Annotated in this window: 25 protein-coding genes; 5 read left to right on the top strand and 20 right to left on the bottom strand. The window is 62.3% G+C overall.

The features are described 5' to 3' along the window. Positions 1-117 precede the first annotated feature (117 nt). The 14 genes from KYK83_RS07505 to KYK83_RS17615 all read right to left on the bottom strand — a co-directional run bounded on the left by KYK83_RS07505 (position 118) and on the right by KYK83_RS17615 (position 9,785). The gene (locus KYK83_RS07505; protein ID WP_222827777.1) at positions 118-852 is read right to left on the bottom strand and encodes a hypothetical protein; all 735 of its coding nucleotides are present in this window, start codon (positions 850-852) and stop codon (positions 118-120) included. A gap of 75 nt (positions 853-927) precedes the next feature. After that, positions 928-1,602: a hypothetical protein gene (locus KYK83_RS07500; RefSeq protein WP_222827776.1), complete on the bottom strand. Its 675-nt coding sequence runs from the start codon at positions 1,600-1,602 to the stop codon at positions 928-930. Between the two features lie 839 nt (positions 1,603-2,441). Then, positions 2,442-2,810, bottom strand: coding sequence for a cupin domain-containing protein (locus KYK83_RS07495; RefSeq protein WP_222827775.1), 369 nt, complete (start codon positions 2,808-2,810; stop codon positions 2,442-2,444). A gap of 91 nt (positions 2,811-2,901) precedes the next feature. Beyond that, positions 2,902-3,102: a hypothetical protein gene (locus tag KYK83_RS07490; protein WP_103024323.1), complete on the bottom strand. Its 201-nt coding sequence runs from the start codon at positions 3,100-3,102 to the stop codon at positions 2,902-2,904. A 98-nt stretch (positions 3,103-3,200) separates the two neighbouring features. Then, entirely contained in the window at positions 3,201-4,061 is an 861-nt protein-coding gene (locus tag KYK83_RS07485; protein ID WP_222827774.1) for a CPBP family intramembrane glutamic endopeptidase, read from the bottom strand. A 38-nt stretch (positions 4,062-4,099) separates the two neighbouring features. Then, positions 4,100-4,687 (bottom strand): hypothetical protein, encoded by a 588-nt coding sequence (locus KYK83_RS07480; RefSeq protein WP_222827773.1) that lies wholly within the window; start codon positions 4,685-4,687, stop codon positions 4,100-4,102. After that, entirely contained in the window at positions 4,680-5,048 is a 369-nt protein-coding gene (locus tag KYK83_RS07475; RefSeq protein WP_222827772.1) for a PadR family transcriptional regulator, read from the bottom strand. Before KYK83_RS07475 ends, KYK83_RS07480 begins: the two co-directional genes overlap by 8 nt. A 142-nt stretch (positions 5,049-5,190) precedes the next feature. Continuing rightward, positions 5,191-5,850 (bottom strand): glutathione S-transferase family protein, encoded by a 660-nt coding sequence (locus KYK83_RS07470; protein WP_248284333.1) that lies wholly within the window; start codon positions 5,848-5,850, stop codon positions 5,191-5,193. Further along, on the bottom strand, positions 5,850-6,524 hold the full coding sequence (locus tag KYK83_RS07465) for a dihydrofolate reductase family protein (protein ID WP_248284332.1): 675 nt from the start codon (positions 6,522-6,524) through the stop codon (positions 5,850-5,852). The genes KYK83_RS07470 and KYK83_RS07465 overlap by 1 nt, the downstream gene beginning before the upstream one ends. 4 nt (positions 6,525-6,528) lie before the next feature. Next, positions 6,529-7,008, bottom strand: coding sequence for a VOC family protein (locus tag KYK83_RS07460; RefSeq protein WP_222827770.1), 480 nt, complete (start codon positions 7,006-7,008; stop codon positions 6,529-6,531). Then, complete coding sequence (locus tag KYK83_RS07455; RefSeq protein ID WP_222827769.1) at positions 7,001-7,630, bottom strand: glutathione S-transferase family protein; 630 nt, start codon at positions 7,628-7,630, stop codon at positions 7,001-7,003. The genes KYK83_RS07460 and KYK83_RS07455 overlap by 8 nt, the downstream gene beginning before the upstream one ends. Before the next feature lie 3 nt (positions 7,631-7,633). Then, on the bottom strand, positions 7,634-8,410 hold the full coding sequence (locus KYK83_RS07450; RefSeq protein WP_222827768.1) for a VOC family protein: 777 nt from the start codon (positions 8,408-8,410) through the stop codon (positions 7,634-7,636). Next, positions 8,403-9,056, bottom strand: a complete 654-nt coding sequence (locus tag KYK83_RS07445; RefSeq protein ID WP_222827767.1) for a glutathione S-transferase family protein — start codon at positions 9,054-9,056, stop codon at positions 8,403-8,405. Before KYK83_RS07445 ends, KYK83_RS07450 begins: the two co-directional genes overlap by 8 nt. A 3-nt stretch (positions 9,057-9,059) precedes the next feature. After that, positions 9,060-9,785 (bottom strand): DUF1428 domain-containing protein, encoded by a 726-nt coding sequence (locus KYK83_RS17615; protein ID WP_222827766.1) that lies wholly within the window; start codon positions 9,783-9,785, stop codon positions 9,060-9,062. A 222-nt stretch (positions 9,786-10,007) separates the two neighbouring features. On the opposite strand from KYK83_RS17615, the gene KYK83_RS07435 reads away from it, so the two are divergent. The 3 genes from KYK83_RS07435 (at position 10,008) to KYK83_RS07425 (ending at position 11,677) form a co-directional block, all read left to right on the top strand. After that, entirely contained in the window at positions 10,008-10,700 is a 693-nt protein-coding gene (locus tag KYK83_RS07435) for a winged helix-turn-helix transcriptional regulator (protein WP_248284331.1), read from the top strand. Positions 10,701-10,814: 114 nt separating this feature from the next. Then, positions 10,815-11,021 carry a helix-turn-helix transcriptional regulator gene (locus tag KYK83_RS07430; protein ID WP_222827765.1) on the top strand — a complete coding sequence of 69 codons (207 nt, stop codon included), beginning with the start codon at positions 10,815-10,817 and terminating at the stop codon, positions 11,019-11,021. Continuing rightward, the gene (locus KYK83_RS07425) at positions 11,018-11,677 is read left to right on the top strand and encodes a hypothetical protein (protein ID WP_222827764.1); all 660 of its coding nucleotides are present in this window, start codon (positions 11,018-11,020) and stop codon (positions 11,675-11,677) included. The genes KYK83_RS07430 and KYK83_RS07425 overlap by 4 nt, the downstream gene beginning before the upstream one ends. 25 nt (positions 11,678-11,702) lie before the next feature. Here KYK83_RS07425 and KYK83_RS07420 read toward each other — a convergent pair whose 3' ends face one another. Beyond that, positions 11,703-12,548, bottom strand: coding sequence for an oxygenase MpaB family protein (locus tag KYK83_RS07420; RefSeq protein ID WP_222827763.1), 846 nt, complete (start codon positions 12,546-12,548; stop codon positions 11,703-11,705). A 107-nt stretch (positions 12,549-12,655) separates the two neighbouring features. Between KYK83_RS07420 and cobS the strand changes: the two genes are divergently transcribed. Continuing rightward, positions 12,656-13,648, top strand: a complete 993-nt coding sequence (cobS, locus tag KYK83_RS07415) for a cobaltochelatase subunit CobS (protein ID WP_221598575.1) — start codon at positions 12,656-12,658, stop codon at positions 13,646-13,648. A gap of 49 nt (positions 13,649-13,697) precedes the next feature. Beyond that, positions 13,698-15,890, top strand: a complete 2,193-nt coding sequence (locus tag KYK83_RS07410; protein WP_222827762.1) for a transglycosylase domain-containing protein — start codon at positions 13,698-13,700, stop codon at positions 15,888-15,890. Here KYK83_RS07410 and KYK83_RS07405 read toward each other — a convergent pair. The 5 genes from KYK83_RS07405 to KYK83_RS07385 form a co-directional block, all read right to left on the bottom strand. Further along, the gene (locus tag KYK83_RS07405; RefSeq protein WP_221598573.1) at positions 15,887-16,300 is read right to left on the bottom strand and encodes a PaaI family thioesterase; all 414 of its coding nucleotides are present in this window, start codon (positions 16,298-16,300) and stop codon (positions 15,887-15,889) included. The genes KYK83_RS07410 and KYK83_RS07405 overlap by 4 nt on opposite strands. 1 nt (position 16,301) lies before the next feature. Further along, entirely contained in the window at positions 16,302-16,748 is a 447-nt protein-coding gene (locus tag KYK83_RS07400) for a PaaI family thioesterase (protein ID WP_103024338.1), read from the bottom strand. 67 nt (positions 16,749-16,815) lie between these two features. Next, a complete protein-coding gene (ruvX, locus tag KYK83_RS07395; RefSeq protein ID WP_222827761.1) occupies positions 16,816-17,304 on the bottom strand; it encodes a Holliday junction resolvase RuvX in 489 nt (162 codons plus the stop codon). Further along, complete coding sequence (locus tag KYK83_RS07390; RefSeq protein WP_103024340.1) at positions 17,280-18,518, bottom strand: DUF3089 domain-containing protein; 1,239 nt, start codon at positions 18,516-18,518, stop codon at positions 17,280-17,282. The genes ruvX and KYK83_RS07390 overlap by 25 nt, the downstream gene beginning before the upstream one ends. Further along, the gene (locus KYK83_RS07385) at positions 18,508-19,620 is read right to left on the bottom strand and encodes an AI-2E family transporter (protein WP_222827760.1); all 1,113 of its coding nucleotides are present in this window, start codon (positions 19,618-19,620) and stop codon (positions 18,508-18,510) included. Before KYK83_RS07385 ends, KYK83_RS07390 begins: the two co-directional genes overlap by 11 nt.

The raw sequence follows: 19,620 nt of genomic DNA, 5'->3' as shown, positions 1-19,620 counted from the left end.
CAAAATCCGAAGTCCGTCGCATAATTCGACGTCAGCAACTGCGTTGTAGCACGGGCGGGCCGGATTACCTAATTTTCAATTCCCGGGCCTGGATCGGCGGCGGGATGCGAGCAGCCGTCAGAAGCGCCGCTGCTCGTTATCCACCGTGTCGCAAGTCCCGGAAAAAGCATAATCGGAGGCCCCCCGGATAGAGATGCGTCCGCTTCTGCGGTCGATCGAAAGCCTTGGCTTGTTGAGCCCGTTGAGACGATATTGCGCCGTGATCGTGTCGCGCGTGGCGACGACCGCGTCGAGGTTCCACCAGCCATCCTGACCGCGCGAATGGAGCGGCGGGATGAGTTTCTTGGGAAGCCGGATCCGGCCGCCCCCGTCCCACAACTGGATGCTCACGGATGCATCGAAGTCTTCGGCGGCGAGTTCCGTGCGATTGCCGTAGGTATAACGCTCCTTCTTGTCGTCCCAGGTGTAGCCGTACTTCGTCGCGAGCTGCGGCCGCTGGCCTTCGCCAAAACATACCAGGCCGAGGTTCGAAGCTGCTGCATCGGGATCCGAGGGGACTGGCATGGGGCGGACCGGTCTGTCCGGAAGAGTGGTTGGGCGAGCCTGGGCCTGGCCGCAATCCGGCGCGGGCGAGGGGGTGATTGCCTCGTAGCGACCGTTGACCGTCGATACCGTTATGCAAACCTGCGTTCGTGGGTTCCACCAATAGGTCCACACGCGATCGTCGCCTGTCTGACCGCGAACGTAATCGTAGCCGCGCGCTTCCAGCTGCGTCTCTCCGCCTGCTGCGCGGGCGCCGACCAGATCCGCGATGTCGGGAGGAGCCTGAGCCTGGCTGGGTTGAGCCGACACAAGCGCCGATAGCGAGACAAATGCGCGAGTCGCATGCGCATCTCCTGTCACGATGACCGCGAAAGTGTATCACCGCTAGGTGAAAAGCCAAGCCAGCCCGATGGCAGTGCAAATACCTACGGCGAAAGCGGCTGCCGCTCTTCCGGTGGCCTTTAGCCACCCGCAATGTAGGCGCCGGCGCAGCCAGCGCATTTCAAGCGCCAGGAACAGCAGTAGCGCAATGACGATGAGAAGCTGCGCCGCCAGTCTTGGCCCCTCGCCAGTGTTCGACGAGAGTATGGAGGTGCACACGCCCAGCGTCAGCGCCAGGGCAGCCACCGGGTAGCATTGTGCATAGAAGGGAGCCTGAAGGCCCTTGCGGGTCATCCGCCTTTTCCGCCCGCCTACCTGGCTTACGGCAAAGGCCATCGGGATGAGCGAGAAGACGGCCAGACGCAGGAGCAGGAACGAGGTATCGTCCTGGATCAGGCTCGCCAGGCCCGCCTGATCCGCGACGAATGTGTTCGTGCCGGAGTCGACCGACATGGAAATGGCCTGGGTGATCAGTATCGCGAGAAGCAGGAACAGTGGCGGACTGAGCGCATCCTCATATTGCTGTTCTTCGGGATCATGCAGTTCGCTGTCCGCATACTCCATCATCGTGATGGGCTGCGTAAGTGTTCGCCAGAGCGTGAGCGGGAAGAAGACCAGCCAGCTCATGACCTCGTAGAGAAGTTCATCGAGCGACTTCAGAAGCTGCATGAAATGCATAGGCGCCTCCTGCATGTGACAGAGGTTCCTTATGCGCGAATTCCAAGCGGCTCGGCAATGAGGTTGTTTCCGCACACGAAAGCATCCGGCGGCGAGCCCGGACTGTAATGCCTACAAAACAAGATCACGCGGCCGGGGCGAACCTTGCGCGAGACGCGCGGCGTAGCCCGGGAGCGGGATGGCGGTGGCCGGGGAGTATCGGCGCGGTTCGCGTGGCTGCCTGCCGGGCCTCGTGCGAAGCGGCGGTAAAGCCGCATCGCACGGATATTTCATGCACTGCCGGAGCCTTGAGGCGGCAGGGCATGAACACGAACCTGAACCCCGATTATACTCGAGTGCGACATGGGCAATCGGTGCGACGGGGAGGGTTCGCCTTACAAAGCGTGAGCCCCTGCCGCTGTCCGCGCGGGCGAAAGGGCCCCGCAACCGCTATCGTACTGCCTGCCGCATCCGGTGAAGGAGGAGAGGTGTCCTTGCGATCCGGATGAGGTCATCCGATCCCGATCTGGACGCCCGCGCCTTTCGCACCGGCCGCGTCACCCTTTCGGACACCGCCGTCGCGGGCCATGGGGGCAAGGAAGGGGGTGCACCAGCTTTCGCGCCCTCCCGATCCGGCGGGGTCTATGCCGAAAAGGTGCATGAAAGTCAAGTATTTAGCGCAGAAATAGGATTGTTCGAGAGAGGGTCCTACGGCTGGTGGCGGGCATGGCTGCAGTCATTGGCGAGACGGCGATGACGCGCCGGGCCGGGCTGGATTCCCGCCTGCGCGGGAATGACGAGAGCTGGAGGAACCGGAGTAGCCAATTTCGAGGACTGCTGAGGGCAGGGCAGCCGTACGGCTATTGGCCGAGCTGTTCCTGAAGGCTGCGGGTGCGCGATGTGATCTCTTCCCCAGTATGCTTTGTTGCAGCTGGCTCGATCAGCAGCACCCAGCATTCCTCCCGCGCGACAGGATTGTGGCGGACGCCGCTGGGTACGGTGAGGAAGTCGCCCTGCTCGAGATCGACGGCTTCGTTCTCAAACTCAATTCGAAGCGATCCTTTAACGATATAAAAGAGCTCATCCTGCCCCTCGTGCGCGTGCCACACGAATTCGCCCTTGAGCTTTGCGACCTTGAGAAGCTGATCGTTGACCTGACCGATCACCTTGGGCGACCAGTATTCCGACACCCGGTCGAATGCGGCGGCAAGCGTTGTTGGCGATAGCATTCAAACCTCCGGGATTACGCAGGGTCGAAACCGGATCGCGCCCTGGCTCTAGATCATACACGCCGATCTTGCGGCAGCGGGTGGACGGCTGTCATTGCTCCGCTTTGGAGCCGATGACCTTTCGAAACCGCTCAGCCTGAGCCTTTGCGCTATCAATGGCCTCTTCCGAGCAATCTGCTTCTGCCAGATCATCGAGCTCGTCTGCTGCTCGTTTCACCAAGCCTTTAAGCGCGAGTTTCTCCTGCTCGGCATTCTTCAACTGATGACGAAGCTCGCGCTTTTCCTGATCCATTCGCACAAAATAAAATAGTATCTCTCGTTACACAAGAGCGACTGCAATTGGGGTGGTTTTGAGACTGACGGGTTCTGGTGAGAAAGAAGATAGAGCGGTCATTCGCTTTTTCTCTTCGTAGCATTGCGATTAAGCACGAGCGCCGACGCGAGCGCCGCCACAGCGAACAGTAATACCCCGAACCCTTGCGACCATGTGCTCGACCATAGTTCGCGGTTGAAAGCCATCGGACCTACCGCATTAACGAGTCCATGCAGCCAGATAACGGGGATTAGGCTGCCTCTTCCGATCACCCACACGCGCGTCATGAGGTAGGACAGTGCCGTCACGCTCAATGTGTAGAGCGGTAGGTATGTCCAGAAGTCGATCCCGTCGCGCCAATCGGGGAACATGGCCATTACCGGAAGATGCCATAGCGACCAGATGACCCCGATAATCAGCGAGGAGCGCCACTCACCGTGAACCTCGATCAAGCGCGGCAAGAGATAGCCCCGCCAGCCCCCTTCCTCGCCGAGGGGACCAGCGCCCATGAAAACCGTCGCCACGCCGTTAAGGATCGAGACCGGGAAGATTGTAAGGTAAAACAGTGCGGGTGCATCTCCCCCGGCGGCGTCAGGCATTGGCACATATCCAAACAGTGCCGTCAGAATGAGCAAGGCGATGGGAAAAGGTAGCAGAGCAGCGGCATAGGCTCGCCATCCGCACCGAATCTGAATGAAATCCCGCAGCCACGCTTTGACTTTGCTTGCACCCCCGGACCGCGCCAACAACATTGCCGCGACCATCCCTGGCGCGAAGGAACCAAGGAGGATTGCCGCCATCATCGTGCCAGACGCGCCGGATTCTATCGGCTTGCCAGATAACAGCCAGCCCGCAACCCAAATGCTCCAGCTTAACCCATAGGTGAGCACGACGAAGGTCCACGGGAATGATCGGGCGGCATGTTCGGTTTGGTTCATTTTCCACCCTTGTATTGCAAGGTTTTGAGATAAATGCGTTATTGGGTTCGTATCAGCCGACCCAAACCCTTGGTGAGCAGGAGATAAGTGAGCATCGCTAGGGCGAGCGCGATTGGAATGGACCACCAGCCAAGCACTTCTTGGTGTTCCGCCGTTTCGGCTACGATACCTGCGGCGATCGTTCCATCGGGAGCGCGGAACAATCCGACGTTGTCCGCCCAGAAGGGTTTTGAAAGGGCGATAACCGCGAAAACCGCTATGAACAGATAGCCGAGACAGAACAGACTCGCTGCCAGCAACCGGCCTCCACCGGCGAGAATGGTATGAAATAATCCCTTCCCGACCGCGACCGGACTATATGTGTGCGTGGCGCGAGAGATATAGCGTTCGCCTAGGATCGGATGGAGGTAATCGATCGGACGACCAAGTCGCTTCAACGCAACCTTCAGCTGTTGCGCCGGATTGCCAGTCGCTGGTTGCGCGCCGATGCTTTCCATCACATGCCGCTCAAGATCACTCCGCAGTTCGCGCCCCTCGTCCCCCAAAGGCGCGCTTAACTTGTCGAACTCGCTAAAATAGGCGTTCCACAATTTTACCATTGCGGGATCATCGAAAAGTTCAGTCATTTTCTTCTCCAGCAAGCAGGCCTTCGACCGAGGTGGAAAGCTGCTTCCAGCGTGGGATCATGGCTTCGAGCAGCACGACGCCTCGCGGGGTAAGCGTGTAGTATTTGCGAGGCGCGCCTCCTTCGCCGTCTCGCATCTCGGATTTAATCAGGCCGTCCTTGGCGAGCCGCAGCAGGAGAGGGTAGATTGTTCCCTCTGGCACATTGATCCGGGCTTTCGAGGTGAGACTGGTCACCAGTTCAAATCCGTAGTGCTCCCCTCCACGCAGCGTCAGCAGGATTGCAAACTCGAGCACGCCCTTGCGCAGCTGAACCTCCCAGCGTGCAGTCTCCTCGTGCGCCTCAATCGAGTTCCTTGCCATGCAAGGTTCCTAAGCAGAGTATACTTGTTATGCAAGGCACTTATGCCGCGACCGCCTTCGGAGGGATGAGGCGTCTCGTCGGTCGTCCGAAATTGGGTCGTTATCTGCCCGTCTGCTTCCAGCACGGAACGCTCGAATGCGATCAGTCCCGATCGGGGGCGCCGAGGGGGAAATAGTGGCGGTAGGGGCGTGCGTCGTCGATGCAGCGGGCGACCGCGGGCAGGGCGAGGATTTCGGCGCGCAGGGCGGCAACGCGGGGGCAGTCTTCGGGGATGCGCTCGACCCAGTCGGCATAGAACAGTGCCGGGGCCGCCGCACAGGTGACGAGGCTGACGTGGGGCGGCAGGCTGTGGTCGGCCAGCCAGCCTTCGAGCCAGCGATAGGCGCGCAGCAGGCCGGTGCGTCCGAGGTCGAGCTGCTCCGGATCGGGGTTCTGCGCATCGGCGATATAGGCGTTCACGACGAGCTGCGCGGTGCCCATCACGTAATTGTCGAACACCCGGTCCATCATCCGGGCGGTGGCGGCCTCTGCCGGATCGGCGGGGATGAGCGGGGCCGGGCCGGGGTGGTGCACGGCAAGGTGTTCGACGATCGCGGTCGCCTCGATAACGGTGGCATCGCCGTCCGCCAGCACCGGGAATTTTCCCGCGGGGTGGGCCTTGCGCACGAAATCCATATTGGCCGGGCCATCGGGCACGCCCGGATCGACATCGCGAAATTCGAATTCTGTGCCGTTGGCGTAGAGCGGGATCAGCGCTTTCCACGTGTAGGAGGAAAAGCGGTGGCCGTAGAGCGCCAGCATCACCAAGTTCCCGCCTCGATCCGCGCCCGCCGCGCCATCTCGCGCTTGCTGGTGGCAGGTTCGGGAGCGTTGGCGGGCATGGGCGGAATGGTGCCGTCCGGCTCGTAGGTAGTGATGACGGTCCCCTTGCTTGTGACGCGGTGGTCGACCAGCCTCAGCTTGCCGGCGGACATCGCGCCATCGAGCAGGCGCTTGCCCTTGCCCAGCACGATGGGGAAGGTCATCAGCACCAGCCGGTCGAGCAGGCCCGCATCCAGCAATTGCGGATAGAGCGTGCTCGAACCCTGGATCAGCAGGTCGGAGCCGTCGCTCTGTTTGAGGGCGGGCACCTCGTCGATGGCGGACAGGCGGTGCGAGTTTTCCCATTCGAGCGGCGCGTCGCTGCTGGTGAGGACGTATTTGCCCGCCTGCGTCAGCGATTCGCCCATGAAGGCATTCTCGCCTTCGACATAGGGCCAGTAGGCCGCGAAGATATCGTAGGTGCGGCGCCCCAGCAGCAGATCGTAGGGCGCACCGAACAGCGCGCCGAGCGTATCGTTTATGCCGTCGTCGTCCATGCGGAAGACCCAGCCGCTTTCGTCGAAGCCGCCGGTGGGATCTTCGGTAGGGCCGCCGGGGGCCTGCATCACCCCGTCGAGCGAGACGAAGGCGGCGCCGGTCAGTTTGCGTATCATCGGATCAGTCCCCCTTGCGTGCCGCATCGATGGCAGCGACGTCGATCTTGCGCATCGTCATCATGGCTTCGAAGGCGCGGCGTGCTTCCTCGCCGCCGGCGGCCTGCGATTCCAGCAGGGTGCGCGGGGTGATCTGCCAGCTGAACCCCCATCTGTCCTTGCACCAGCCGCAGGCGCTTTCCTGCCCGCCATTGCCGGTGATCGCGTCCCAGTAGCGGTCGGTTTCGGCCTGGTCCTCGGTCACCACCATGAAGCTGACGCTCTCGTTCGGCTTGAACATATCGCCGCCGTTGAGGCCGGAATACGCGCGGCCGCAGACGGTGAATTCTACCGTCAGCGCATCGCCCTGTTTTCCGCCGGGGAAATCGGACGGCGCGCGAAAGATCGTGCCCACGGCGCTGTCGGGCAAGGTATCGGCGTAGAAGCGGGCCGCTTCCTCGGCATCGCCGTCGAACCAGAGGACGGTGGTGAGCTTGTCAGCCATTCTGCCGCTCCTCGATCAGTCTGGCGTCGATCGCCTTGGCTTCCTTGTAGGCCGGGCGTTCGCGCAGGCGGGCGGCGTAATCCTCGAACGCGGGGCGACTGGGCATCGATCCGAAGGTCAGCCCCCAGTCGACCTGGCTGCCGACATAGACATCGGCCATGGTGAAGCGGTCGCCGCAGACATAATCGCGGCCCGTCATCAGCGTTTCGAACGTGTCCATCGCCTTGTCGAAGGTGCCGTAGCCGAGCATCATCTGCTTTTGCGGATCCTCGGCAGACCAGCCCATGGCACGCGTGGTGATTGCCTGTTCGGCAGGGCCGGCGACGAAGAAGAAATAGCGGAAATAATCCGCCGTCTCTTCCGCCTTCGGGGTCAGTTCGGGGGCCTGCATCGCGCCCAGGTAATGGCAGATCGCCGCGCATTCGGTGATGATGTGATCGTGCCCGTTGTGATGGTGGATGAGGGTGGGGATCTTGCCCATCGGGTTGGCATCCAGCAGGGCCTGCGGCCTGTCGTCCCATTCGACGAGCTGGGTATCGTAATCCGCGCCCGCTTCGTGCAGCGCCCAGCGCGCGATCTGGCCGCGGCTCATCGGATTGGTGAAAAGGGTATAGTCTGCCATGGCTTAAGCTCCTTTGCCGATGAGGCTGAACATCGCGCCTTGCGGGTCGATGGCGTTGAACACGTGCTCGCCGCCCGGGATTTCCATCGGTCCGTTGATCACCTGGCCGCCGTTGGATCGCACATAATCTGCCGCAGGTTCGATTTCGGGAACGCGGAAATAATAGCTCCACAGGCTGGCGGGCATGTCGTCCGGTTTCTGCATGATCGCACCCAGCATGTAATCGCCGGCGCGGTACATGTCGTAGGAGCCCATCTCGCCCATATCCATGCTGTCGGCCTTCTCCCAGCCAAACAGGGCGGTGTAGAAATCGTGCGCGCCCTGCCGGTCGCCGCTCATCAGTTCGTTCCACGCGCAATGGCCAGGGCGCGGTTCGTATCTGGCGAAGGACTGGCTCGCTTCACCTTCGGGCTGCATGAGATAGAAGGGCGCACCTTGCGGATCGGCGACCATGGCCATGCGGCCGACGCCTTCGAGATGGTTGGGCCCCTTGAACAGCTGGCCGCCCTGTTCCTTGAGCCTGGTCAGCGAGGCGTCGATATCGGCGACCGCGATGTAGCCGATCCACGCCGGCCGTGCGCCGCCGCTGGTCATGTCCTGCGTCAGCTCGAGCAGGCCGACCACCTCCACGCCGTTGGCGCTGCCGAGCCGGTAGTCCATGTCGGACATGCCGCTGCCGGCAAATGTCCACCCGAGCAGCGGTTCGTAGAATGCCTGCGCGGCATCGGCATCGCCGGTCATCAGTTCGTACCAGACGAAATCGCCCTGACTGTCAGCCATCGGACTTCTCCTCTCGGTTTGCATCGGCGACCGCGAAATGGGCCAGCTGGTCGGCATGCGCCTTGCGGAAGGCAGGACGGTCGGTGACGCGGCGGACATAGGCTTCGCTTGCCGGGCGATCGCCGTGCTTGCGCACCAGATCGACGCGCAGCACGTCGGCCATGATGAGGTCGGCGGCTGTGAAGGTGTCGCCCACCAGCCATTCGCGACCGGCCAGCACGGCTTCGATCTGCGCCAGCCGCTTGTCGAGCCAGCCGGTGATGCCGGCGAATTCCTCGTCCGACCATGTAAGCACCACCCAGGGCATGGTCACCATCTCGATCGAATTGAGCGCGGCCATGATCCACTGCAGAACCTTGATCTCGCCCTTGGGATCGGCCGGGATCAGTATGCCGCCCTTGCGCGCGAGGTGGATGACGCAGGCCCCGCTTTCGAACAGGCGCAGATCGCCGTCCTCCAGCATCGGCACCTGGCCGAAGGGCTGCCGGTCGAGATGGTTGGTTTCGCGATCGTCGAACGGAACGGTGGCGATGCGATAGGGAAGGCCCGCCTCCTCGCACGCCCAGCGCAGCCGCAGGTCGCGCACGAAACCGCGCGGCGTTTCGGGCACCCAGTCGAGCGTCCAGATGGTGACGGGATCGGCCATGCGTCAGCGGGCCTGCAGGTCGACTACGGGCCGGAAACCGCCCCAGAACATGCGTTTTCCGTCGAACGGCATGTCTCCGTCGGGGCCGTCCTCCTCCATCATCTTGGCCCAGCCGGCATCCCGGGTCGCCTTGTCGGGCCATTCCACGAAGGAGAAGACGACGTTCTCGCCATCTTCCGCCTTAACGGCGCGGCGGAAATCGGTGAGCTTGCCGTCGGGCAGATCGTCGCCCCACGCCTCGACCACGCGGGTGGCGCCATAGCCGCGGAAGACGGGCGCCATCTTTGCGGCGAGCGCGCGGTAATCCTCCTTGCGCGCTTCGGGCACCGGGACAAGATAACCATCGGCATAGTCGCCGCCGCCATCGCCTTCGTCGACCAGCGTATCGAACCCGCCGTAGATCATCCGCTTGCCATCGAAGGGCATGGGGTTGTTTTCGGGATCCATGCGCGGATCCGCCATCCATTCCTGCGAACGCGCCATCACATCGTCACGGTGGGCCTTGTCGGGCCATTCGACCCACGCGAAGACGATCGTCTCGTCGTCCTTCGCCTGCACGGCGCCCTGAAAATCGGTGACCTTGCCCTTGGGCACATCGTCGCCCCAGGCTTCCACGATGCGAAGGGCCCCTTCATCCTGAAACACGGCGTCGCCCAGCGTGGCATGGGCGATGAACTTGTCCTTGCGGGCGGTGGGCACTGCAAGCACGAAACCGTCGAAATAACTCATCATCTCTCTCCTCGGGGATGGGGCGCGGGGCCGTTTATTATCGTTGGCTATGGTTTGGCGGACGGCCCCTCATGCGCGACTTTTCCAAGAGTGCGGGGAACGGGGGCGCGCGACGCGCGCCTCTGGCAGATCTGCGAATTTCCTCCGGGTCATCGATGCCTCTCCCTCTTTGGCCGACTCGCGACTTGCGATTGGTGCACCTGTGAGTTACTAAAAGCAACTATGAAGTTACAAAAAGAAACTAAACCGCGTCGACCCGATGCCGATGTGCACGGAAGGTGGTACAACGACGCCTGCGGCACGGCGTTCGGAATGGAACTGGTCGGCGAACGGTGGTCGTTGCTGATCGTAAGGGAATTGATGTTCGGCGCACTGCGGTTTTCCGCCCTTCGCGCCAATCTGCCCGGTATTTCGGCCAAAGTGCTTACCGAGCGGCTGGAAAAGCTCGAGGGGGCGGGTGTTCTGATCCATCGCACTCTGCCAGCGCCGTCGAGCGCGCGAGTCTATGAGCTGACCCGGTGGGGCTATGCGGCCGAACCGCTAATCCAGGAACTGGGACGCTGGGCCGCGCAATCTTCGCAGCACGACCCGACGTTGCCGCTCTCGCCCACCAGCTTCCTGCTGTCGCTGCGCACCATGTTCGATAAGGACAGGGCCGCTGGACTGGCGATGCGGGTGGGTTTCAAGTTCCCGGATGTGAGTTTGGTGGCCGATCTGGAAGACGGTGCCATGGCGGTTTCCCGGACCGATGCGGACGGGTGCGACGTGGTCTTCCATGCGCCCGACGGGCCGGCGCTGGCCGGGGCATTCTATGTCGGCATGCCGTTAGCCGACGTGGGCATCCGTCTGGATGGCGATCCCGAATTGGCGGAGCGGTTCATGGACATATTCGAACTGCCCGAGAAGATCGACTGATCTTCTTTGCCTGAGGCGGTTGGAGTTTGCGGACCCAAGTGCATCTGTAAAGAGGTCTTGACTGACAAGAAGTCTTTACAGTAAAGAGCTCTTGTCAGGCAGAAGGATGAGTCGTTGAAAAACCGCTTGAAGGAATTTCGCGAAACACATGGCTGGAGCCAGGGTGAACTCGCGCGCCGGCTGGGTGTGTCCCGGCAGACGATCAATGCGGTCGAAACCGACAAATACGATCCGTCCCTGCCTCTGGCGCTGCGCATGTCGAAACTGTTCGGCGTGTCGGTGCCCGAACTTTTCATCGACGACTGGGAGCCACAGCCATGAACACTGCATCGACAGACCTTTCCCAGCCCCCGCACAAGGGGCGCAAACTTGCGCTGATGATCGGCGGCGGCGCGCTGACCGGCTTTTTCGGGGCGCTTGGACTGATGACGCTCATCGATAGCGGTGCGCTCGGCTCGCTCGGCCCTTCGCGCGAGATCGCATTGCTGGTGGCGATGCTGTATGGCTTCATGGGCGTGCTCGTTGGCTTCGGTGCATTGTCGCCGCGCCTTGGAGCGCGATTCCTCAACGTTCAGGATGCCGAGGAATTGCGTGAAATGAAGCAAAGCCTTTTGGCTAGCGGAATTGGAAGTGTAGCCTTTGGCGGGGTGCTCGCAGTTCTCGCCCTGACCGGTCCCGGTGCTCTGCTTGCGCCCATGGCAGGCGCTGTCGCGGCAGGTGTCCTCCTCGTGATCGCGACGCTTGCATCCGTGCGATCGATGAAACATTCCGATGAATTGATGCGCACGGTTTCGCGTCAGGCAGGATCTACCGCCTTTTACCTCGTCTTGCTTTTCATAGGCGGCTGGGCGGCGTTTTCGATTTTCGGTTTTGTGCCGCAGCCCCAGATGATCGACATTCTGACGCTGATCTGGGCCATACTGATCATCGCCACTTTCAGCGTATGCGCAAAACGCGGGATGCTCGGCATGAGGTGAGCGCCTCAACAGAAGGCCAGCCTTCTCAATTCTGACGGAAAGCCCAGCGCAGGGTTTTGCCCATTCCCCATGTCGCGGCGCGGGCAGGGATGGCGGCAAGGCCTGGACGTTCCAGCGCAAGCATGGATCGCGCAAACGGGGGCAAGAGGGCAACCGCTTCTGCGCCCAGCAGGGCCTGAACAGCAGGGGGCGAACCTGGCGGCTTCTGCGTCAGGACCAGTTGGGCGATTTCGCGTGCAGCGGGCGAAGCGGTGAGATCGGTGCGCAGATCGCGAAAGATCGCTTCGGCTTCACGCCGGTCGATCGGCACCGGATCGGCGCCCAGAGCGCGGGCGATCACAGCGAACTGGCGATAATATTCATCCTGTTCGCTGCCGGGCATGTCGGGGCGGACGTGGCGCAGATAGGCCGCCAGAAAGCTGGTCGCTTCCGCAACATGGACCCAGGCGAGCGTGCGGGGATCGGTAGCGGAGTATGCCGTGCCGTCGGGCAGGGTGCCGCCGACCTTGGCGTGAATGCGGTTGACGCGGTCGACCGCGGCCATCGCATCCTCCCGATGGCCGAAGGTCGTCACGGCGATGAAACGCGCGGTCCGGCGCAGCCGACCATGCATGTCCGTGCGGAAGTTCGAATGATCGAGCACGCCCTGCAGCGCATGCGGGTGGAGCATCTGCAGCAGCAGTCCGCGCACCCCGCCGACCATCATGGCGACGATGTCGGCATGGACCATCCGGATCGGCGAATCCTTTGGAAACAGCGCTTCATCGGATGTCGGCACCGGCTGCTGGCCGCTTTCGACATCGTTGAAAACGCCGCGTACACGCTCGACCAGCTTGAGGCGCAGACGTTCTGAAAGCGGGGTCGGTGGCATCGCGGGCGATTATGCGGCGGGGCGGACGGCGAGTCGAGAGCGGCTTGGGGCCCACAGCGATTTCGTTGCTTGCAGCCACCTATCCATCCGTCTAACCCGCCAACAAGATGAATGACATGACCGACAAGACCTTCGACGCATCCGCCAAAACCGTGCTCGCCGCGCCCGACATTACCGTGGACGTTCGCGAGACCTTCGGGATCGATATCGACTGGCAGGTTCCGGCGTTTTCAAAGCCCGACGAACGCACGCCCGATCTGGACGAAAACTATGTTTTCGACCCGGACACGACGCTGGCGATCCTGGCCGGATTTGCACATGATCGGCGGGTGATGGTTCAGGGCTATCACGGTACGGGCAAGTCGACGCATATCGAACAGGTTGCCGCGCGTCTCAACTGGCCGTGCATCCGCATCAACCTCGATGCGCATATCAGCCGTATCGACCTGGTCGGTCGCGATGCGATCGTGCTGCGCGACGGGCTGCAGGTTACCGAATTCCGCGAAGGTCTGCTTCCTTGGGCGCTGCAGCACCCGGTGGCGCTGGTATTCGACGAATATGATGCTGGCCGCCCGGACGTAATGTTCGTGATCCAACGCGTGCTGGAACAGCAGGGCAAACTTACCCTGCTCGACCAGAATCGCGTGATCCGCCCCGATGCGAATTTCCGCCTGTTCGCCACCGCCAACACGGTTGGCCTCGGCGACACGTCGGGCCTGTATCACGGCACGCAGCAGATCAACCAGGGGCAGATGGACCGCTGGAACATCGTGGTCGCGCTGAATTATCTGCCGGCCGAAACCGAACAGAAGATCGTTGAGGCGAAGAACCCCGAGACCGATCCCAAGCTGGTTGCCGACATGATCAAGGTTGCCGATTTGTCGCGGCAGGGCTTCATCAATGGCGACATTTCGACCGTCATGAGCCCGCGTACCGTCATAACCTGGGCGGAGAATGCGGCGATCTTCAAGAATGTCGGCCTGGCCTTCCGCCTCAGCTTCCTCAACAAATGCGATGAGGAAGAACGGATGCTGGTGGCCGAATATTACCAGCGCGTTTTCGGCGAGGACCTGCCCGAAAGCGTAGTCGGCAAGAGTTAAGCTTGCGCCCCCTATCATTGACTGTGTTGTTGGGTTAACACAGTAGGCGATGGGCGTTCTCGATTCCCTTTTGCGCAGATCCGCTCCGGAGGCGGACCATCCGCCGCACCGCGGATATTACGCCACGCATGACGCTCTCGATTACGACGACTGGGACGATCGGCTGGATCGGGTCGACCATGCTCTCGATGCCGAGGAGAAGCGGCGCCGGCGCTGGTGGCAGCGCGATTACTGGCTTGGCCGCCGCAAGCGCTGGTGGGCCAGCCACATCCTTGCCGCCATCATCGCCCTGTTCATACTGTTGGTCGCATGGCTGGCGGTTACCGCGCCGCTGTCCAAATCGCTCGAGCCGATTGCCGCGCCGCAGATCACGCTGCTGGCAGCAGACGGGACGCCGATCGCCCGCAACGGTGCAATCACGGATGAGCCGGTCGAAGTGTCGCAGCTTCCACCGCATGTGGTCGAGGCCTTCCTGGCGACAGAGGACCGGCGGTTCTATTCGCACTGGGGCGTGGACCCGCGCGGGATCGCGCGCGCCGCGTTCACCGGGACGGGCGGGGGCAGCACGATCACTCAGCAGCTCGCCAAATTCACCTTTCTTTCGCCGGAGCGCACGCTGACGCGCAAGGCGCGCGAGGCGTTGATTGCATTCTGGCTGGAAAGCTGGCTGACGAAGGACGAAATCCTCAGCCGCTATCTGTCCAACGCCTATTTTGGGGACAATGTGTATGGCCTGCGCGCAGCGAGCCTGCATTATTTCTACCGCCGGCCGGAGAACCTGAAACCCAATCAGGCCGCGATGCTGGCCGGCCTGCTGCAGGCGCCGAGCGCCTATGCCCCGACCAAGCATTATGCGCGGGCGGAAAAGCGCATGCGGGTCGTGGTCCAGTCCATGGTCGATGCGGGATACATCACCGAAGCCGAGGCGCGGCAGATGAGGCCGCCGACGCTGGACGTGCGCGCGCGCAACGAATTGCCCACGGGCACATATTTCGCCGACTGGGCGCTGCCCGAAGCGCGCGAGCTGACCGAGCAGGGCTATTCCCGCCAGACGCTGACCACCACACTGGACAGCCGGTTGCAGAACATCGCCCGGCGGGTGACCCAGAATGCCCCATTGGGCGGGGCACAGGTGGCGCTCGTCGCCATGCGTCGCAATGGCGAGGTCGTAGCAATGATCGGGGGCAAGGATTACGCGAAATCGCCCTTCAATCGCGCCACGCAGGCCAAGCGCCAGCCAGGATCGACCTTCAAGCTGTTCGTCTATCTTGCCGCGCTGCGGGCAGGGTGGAGCCCGCAGGACAGGATCGCGAATACGGAGATCACCGAAGGCAGTTATCGCCCCAAGAATTCCCGCGGGCGCTATTCGGAAAGCCTGACGCTGGAAGAAGCGTTTGCGCAATCGAGCAATGTCGCAGCGGTGCGCCTGCTGGGCGACGTCGGTAGCGCCAAGGTGATCGCGACCGCCCGCGATCTGGGCGTTACGGCACCATTGCCGGAAGGCGATCCGAGCCTGGCGCTGGGAACATCGACCATGTCGCTGCTCGAACTGACGTCCGCCTATGCGGCGATCGCGGCCAATGAATATCCGGTAGAACCGCATGCGTTCGCGCGGCCGGAACGGGGTTTCTTTGCCAATCTGTGGGATGGACCTTCGAGCTTTTCATCTTCCACCCAGTCGGAAATGGAACAGATGCTGCGCGCAGCCATCAATAACGGAACGGGGCGGGCAGCAATGCTGTCGGGACCCAATTTCGGCAAGACCGGCACGACGCAGGACAATCGCGATGCACTGTTCGTCGGCTATGCCGGTGACCTGGTTGTGGGCGTGTGGATCGGGAACGACGACAATTCCCCGCTGCAGGGCGGGATCAGCGGCGGGGGCCTGCCTGCGCGGATCTGGCGTGATTTCATGAACAGCGCGATGAACGTCAGGGGTGCGCCAAGCCAGCCGAAGCCGCGCGAACAGGCGGATCCGGGCACACCGATCGAGCCGCTGGATGTGCCCGATCTCGGCGATATTCCCCTCGGGGACGGAAATTCGCGCCTGCGCATCCGCGATGGCGAAGCGGTACTGTCGACCGAGATCGACGGCATCCCCGTCGATATCAGCGTGGGCGATCAGGGCGTAGCGGTCGACGAGGCGGCGATCGAGGAAGCGCGCAGACGTGTAGACGAAAGACGGTTCGAAGCCCGGAACCGGCGCGAGGAAAGCGCGGGGTCAGGCGGCGCGGCGAATTAGCCGGAAGGTTCGGCCATCAGGACATTCATCACCGCGGTCGCGATGGGCCGCGCTGGATCGTCCTGCCAAGCTTCGACGGTGATGTTTGCGCTACGGCGGCCCAGCTTGGTGATCCGTCCGCGCGCATAGCTGGTGCGACTCTTGCCGGCGGCGAGATACTGCACCGTGATGTTGATCGGCTTGAGGACCGCCTCGCGCTCCAGCCGGGCAAGTTCGGCACGCAGCGCTGCATAGCCTGCCGTTTCGAGCAAGCCGCCGGTCGCGCCGCCGTGGTAATGATCCGGTCGGCCCTCGACCATCTCGTCGAAGGAAACGGCCATGATCGGCGTGCCGTCTTCCCAGCGGTCCAGCGCAATGCCGAGCGAGCGGGCGTAAGGCGTCAGCGCTTCGATATCGGGAATGTCCGCCATGTCAGAGCCTCGCCGTGGGTGCGATCTTCATGAAGACCGCCTGGATATGGGCTACCGGATCATCTGCATCGCCGTCATGGGCGAGGCCGCGCACGAACGCGGCGCTGCGCGTCAGGCGATAGCATTGCGAGCGGCCGAACACGCTGGCCCCTTCACGTGCGGGGCGGACGTAATCGACGCGCAGGTCGAGCGTCGCGATGGCAGTGAATTCGTCCATGGCGCGCCAGATGGCCATGCCGCTGGCCATGTCCATCAGGCTGAGAATGGGACCCGATGCCAGGACGCGTTGCCCGTCTTCGCCGAGCAGGTCTTCGCGCCAGGGCAGTTCGAGTTCGACCCAGTCGTCGCCGTGGTCCGAATATCTGAGACCGAGCCAGCCTGAATGACCGCGTCCGGTGAAGAACGCGGTGGCCTTGGCCGGATCGAATTTACGGTCCTGTTCGCTCATGATGGAAGGGCGATAGCGAGGCTGCAGGCAAGTTGACAGGGTGTTTGTGAAGCCGCCGTGGCCGCTATCAAAACCCGCCGCCCGCCAGCGTGTCGATGGCGCCCTGAAGGATCACTGCAGCGGCATGGCTGTCGATCCGTGCGGCACGTTTGCTGCGGCTCATGTCCTGACCGATCATGGCCGCTTCCGCGCTGGAAGTCGACCAGCGTTCGTCCCACAGGAGAACCGGCAATTCCAGGGCCGCGGAGAGGTTCCTCGCATAGGCGCGGCTGGCCTGCGCGCGCGGACCTTCGGTTCCGTCCATGTTGCGGGGCAGGCCGATGACGAGGCCACGAATAGAGCGTTCCGTAGCAAGCGCGCGCAAGATGCAGCAATCCTTGGTAAACTTGCCGCGCGCGATCGTTTTGCCCGCGGTCGCATATCGCCACCCCGCATCGCAGGTCGCAACGCCGATTGTCTTCGTGCCGAGGTCGAGACCGAGCAGCGCGCCACCTTCCGGTAGCACGTCGCCATAGGTCAGGGCGTTGTCCGTTACGAGGCCTGCGCCGCCGTCCATGCCTTCACCCGTGTAACGACGTCTTCCTGCAGGTTCTTCCAGAACAGGGGGATGTCGTAGACATGATAATTACCGCCCGGAAGGACGCCTTGGCCGAGCTCCGGCGGATCGCCGATATAGAGCAGGCCGTTCTCGCCGCAGCGTGCGGAAACGACGCCCGCGACCAGTTCACCCTTTGACAGGTTTTGATCGGGGATCAGCGTGCCGAGATTGGCGCTGGCGGGAGCCGAGCCCCCGGTGGCCCCGGTTAGCGGGTTGACGCACAGGATCGGCCCGGTGCCGCGCGGCTGACCATCGTAGCCAACGGTTGCTTCGTAGCGGCGCATGATCAGATCGGCATCGCCATCGTCGGAAAATGCCGACCAGGCGAGCAGGCACTGCGCTTGGCCCGCCGATGCACAGGCCGGGAATGGAAGCGCGGGAAGATCGTGTTCGACCGACACCGGCCACCCCGGGGCATAGACGGCAGCGATGCGCGCTTCAAGCGGCGTACCGGCTACCTTTTCCTGTAGTAGCCGCAGAACATGGGAAGCGCCCTGGCTGTGACCGGCTAATACGATCGGTTTGTTTTCGTCCACGCTATCGATGAAATAATCGAAGGCCTGGGCGACATCGGCATAGGCCGCATCGATGGCCTGCTGCGCTTCGGGCTTGTCGGTCAGGAAAGCCCCTGCGGCCGCCTGCCGGTATTTGGGCGCCCAGAGTTCATCGGCGCGATTGAACGGGCTGGCGAGCCCCTGGAGGAAGATGCGCGCACGATTGTTGGTGGTCGCATCGTCGATCTTGGAATTCCAGTCACCGCCGGCCTGAATATAACTGGTGGGAGGCACGAAGAAGACCGCAAATTCGGGCAGCGTCTGCGGATCGGCCGCTTCGCCGGTGACGGTGCCGGTAGTCTGCAGAGGGTTGCCTGCATCGAGGCTCTGCTCGGCAGCCGGGGCTTGTGGCGAAGGATCCTGATCAGCCGGATCGGGCGCGGTTTCCGCGATGGCAGGCTGGTAGCGCGAAGGATCGTTCGTACCGAGACCAGGCCGCGAATACCACATGTTCGGGTCCTGATAGGCATTTTCGGCGAACGGTTCCTGCTCGACGAATTCGCCGCGGGGCACGAAGGCGATTTCAGTCGCCTCGCGAGACCAGATCGACAGTGCGATTGCTCCCAAGATCACCAGAACGATGCAAACGGCAATAAAATACAGAAACTTACGCGCCATTCGTGGCAACCTCTTCACGTTTGTTTTCATGCGCCTGTTCCGCCCGGCGTTCCAGCGCGACCTTGATCATCGCCAGTAGGGGGTCGGCGAGGAAAAGGCCGAGAATGCCGAACAGAATACCCATGATCAGCTGGAATGCGAGCACGAGCGCGGGGGCCAGATCGACGGTCTTCTTCGCAATCATCGGGATGATTACATAGCCATCGAAGTTCTGGACGAAGAAATAGACGGTGATGGTGTAAATACCCATTTCGACCCCACCGGAAAAGCCCACCAGAACCATCAGCAGACCTGAGATGATCGCGCCCAGATTGGGAATGAAAGCGAGCAGACCGGTAAGGATGGCGAGCAATGCTGCCATCGGCACTGCGCCAATGCCAACCATTGGCGCGACCACGCCGAGCATGATGTAGGTAAAAACGGCCTCGACCAGCATGCCGAGGAGGCGACCGGCCATCAGCCGGCGCATCGTCTTGCCCATGCGGGCAAGGGTGACATGGAAACGATCCCGTTTTTCGCTTGGCAGCATCCAGGCGACGCCGCGTTCGTAGAGTTGCGGGTCGATCGCAACGTAGACGCCGATTACGAGGATGAGGACTATCGTTGCCAGCCCGCCGACCAGCCCGCTCAGCGCGCGAGTAACGGTGCTGATCCCGCTGCCGATATTACCGAGATAGTCCTGCAATTGCGGCTGGTTGATTTCAAACCCTTGCGAACGCGCCCAGGAGATCAGTTCGCCCACCTGACGCTCGATAATCTCGGGAAACTGGGCCGCTTCCTGCGAAATCGTTGACCCGGCGAAATATCCGAGCCACGCCAGAAAGGCGACGGTTGCGGCCAGTACGATCGCGACGCGCCATGCGCGCGCGATGGGAAGGGCACGGCCAAGCAGACGAGCGCCGCCATCGATCATGGACGCGAAAACCATGGCGCCGAAGATCACCAGTAGCGGGCGAGCAATCCAGACAGCCAGCGCCACGGCGCCGACGACACCCACCCAGACGACGGCACGCGCTATTTCCTGCCGAATATGCGGGTCGTTGATGCGGGAGGGGCTGGTGCCGAGGTCCGCTTCGTGGATATCCTGCGTCTTATCGGCCAT

This window comes from Qipengyuania pacifica (assembly GCF_019857205.1).
GTDB lineage: Bacteria > Pseudomonadota > Alphaproteobacteria > Sphingomonadales > Sphingomonadaceae > Qipengyuania > Qipengyuania pacifica.
This window is presented reverse-complemented; position numbering and strand designations above follow the sequence as displayed.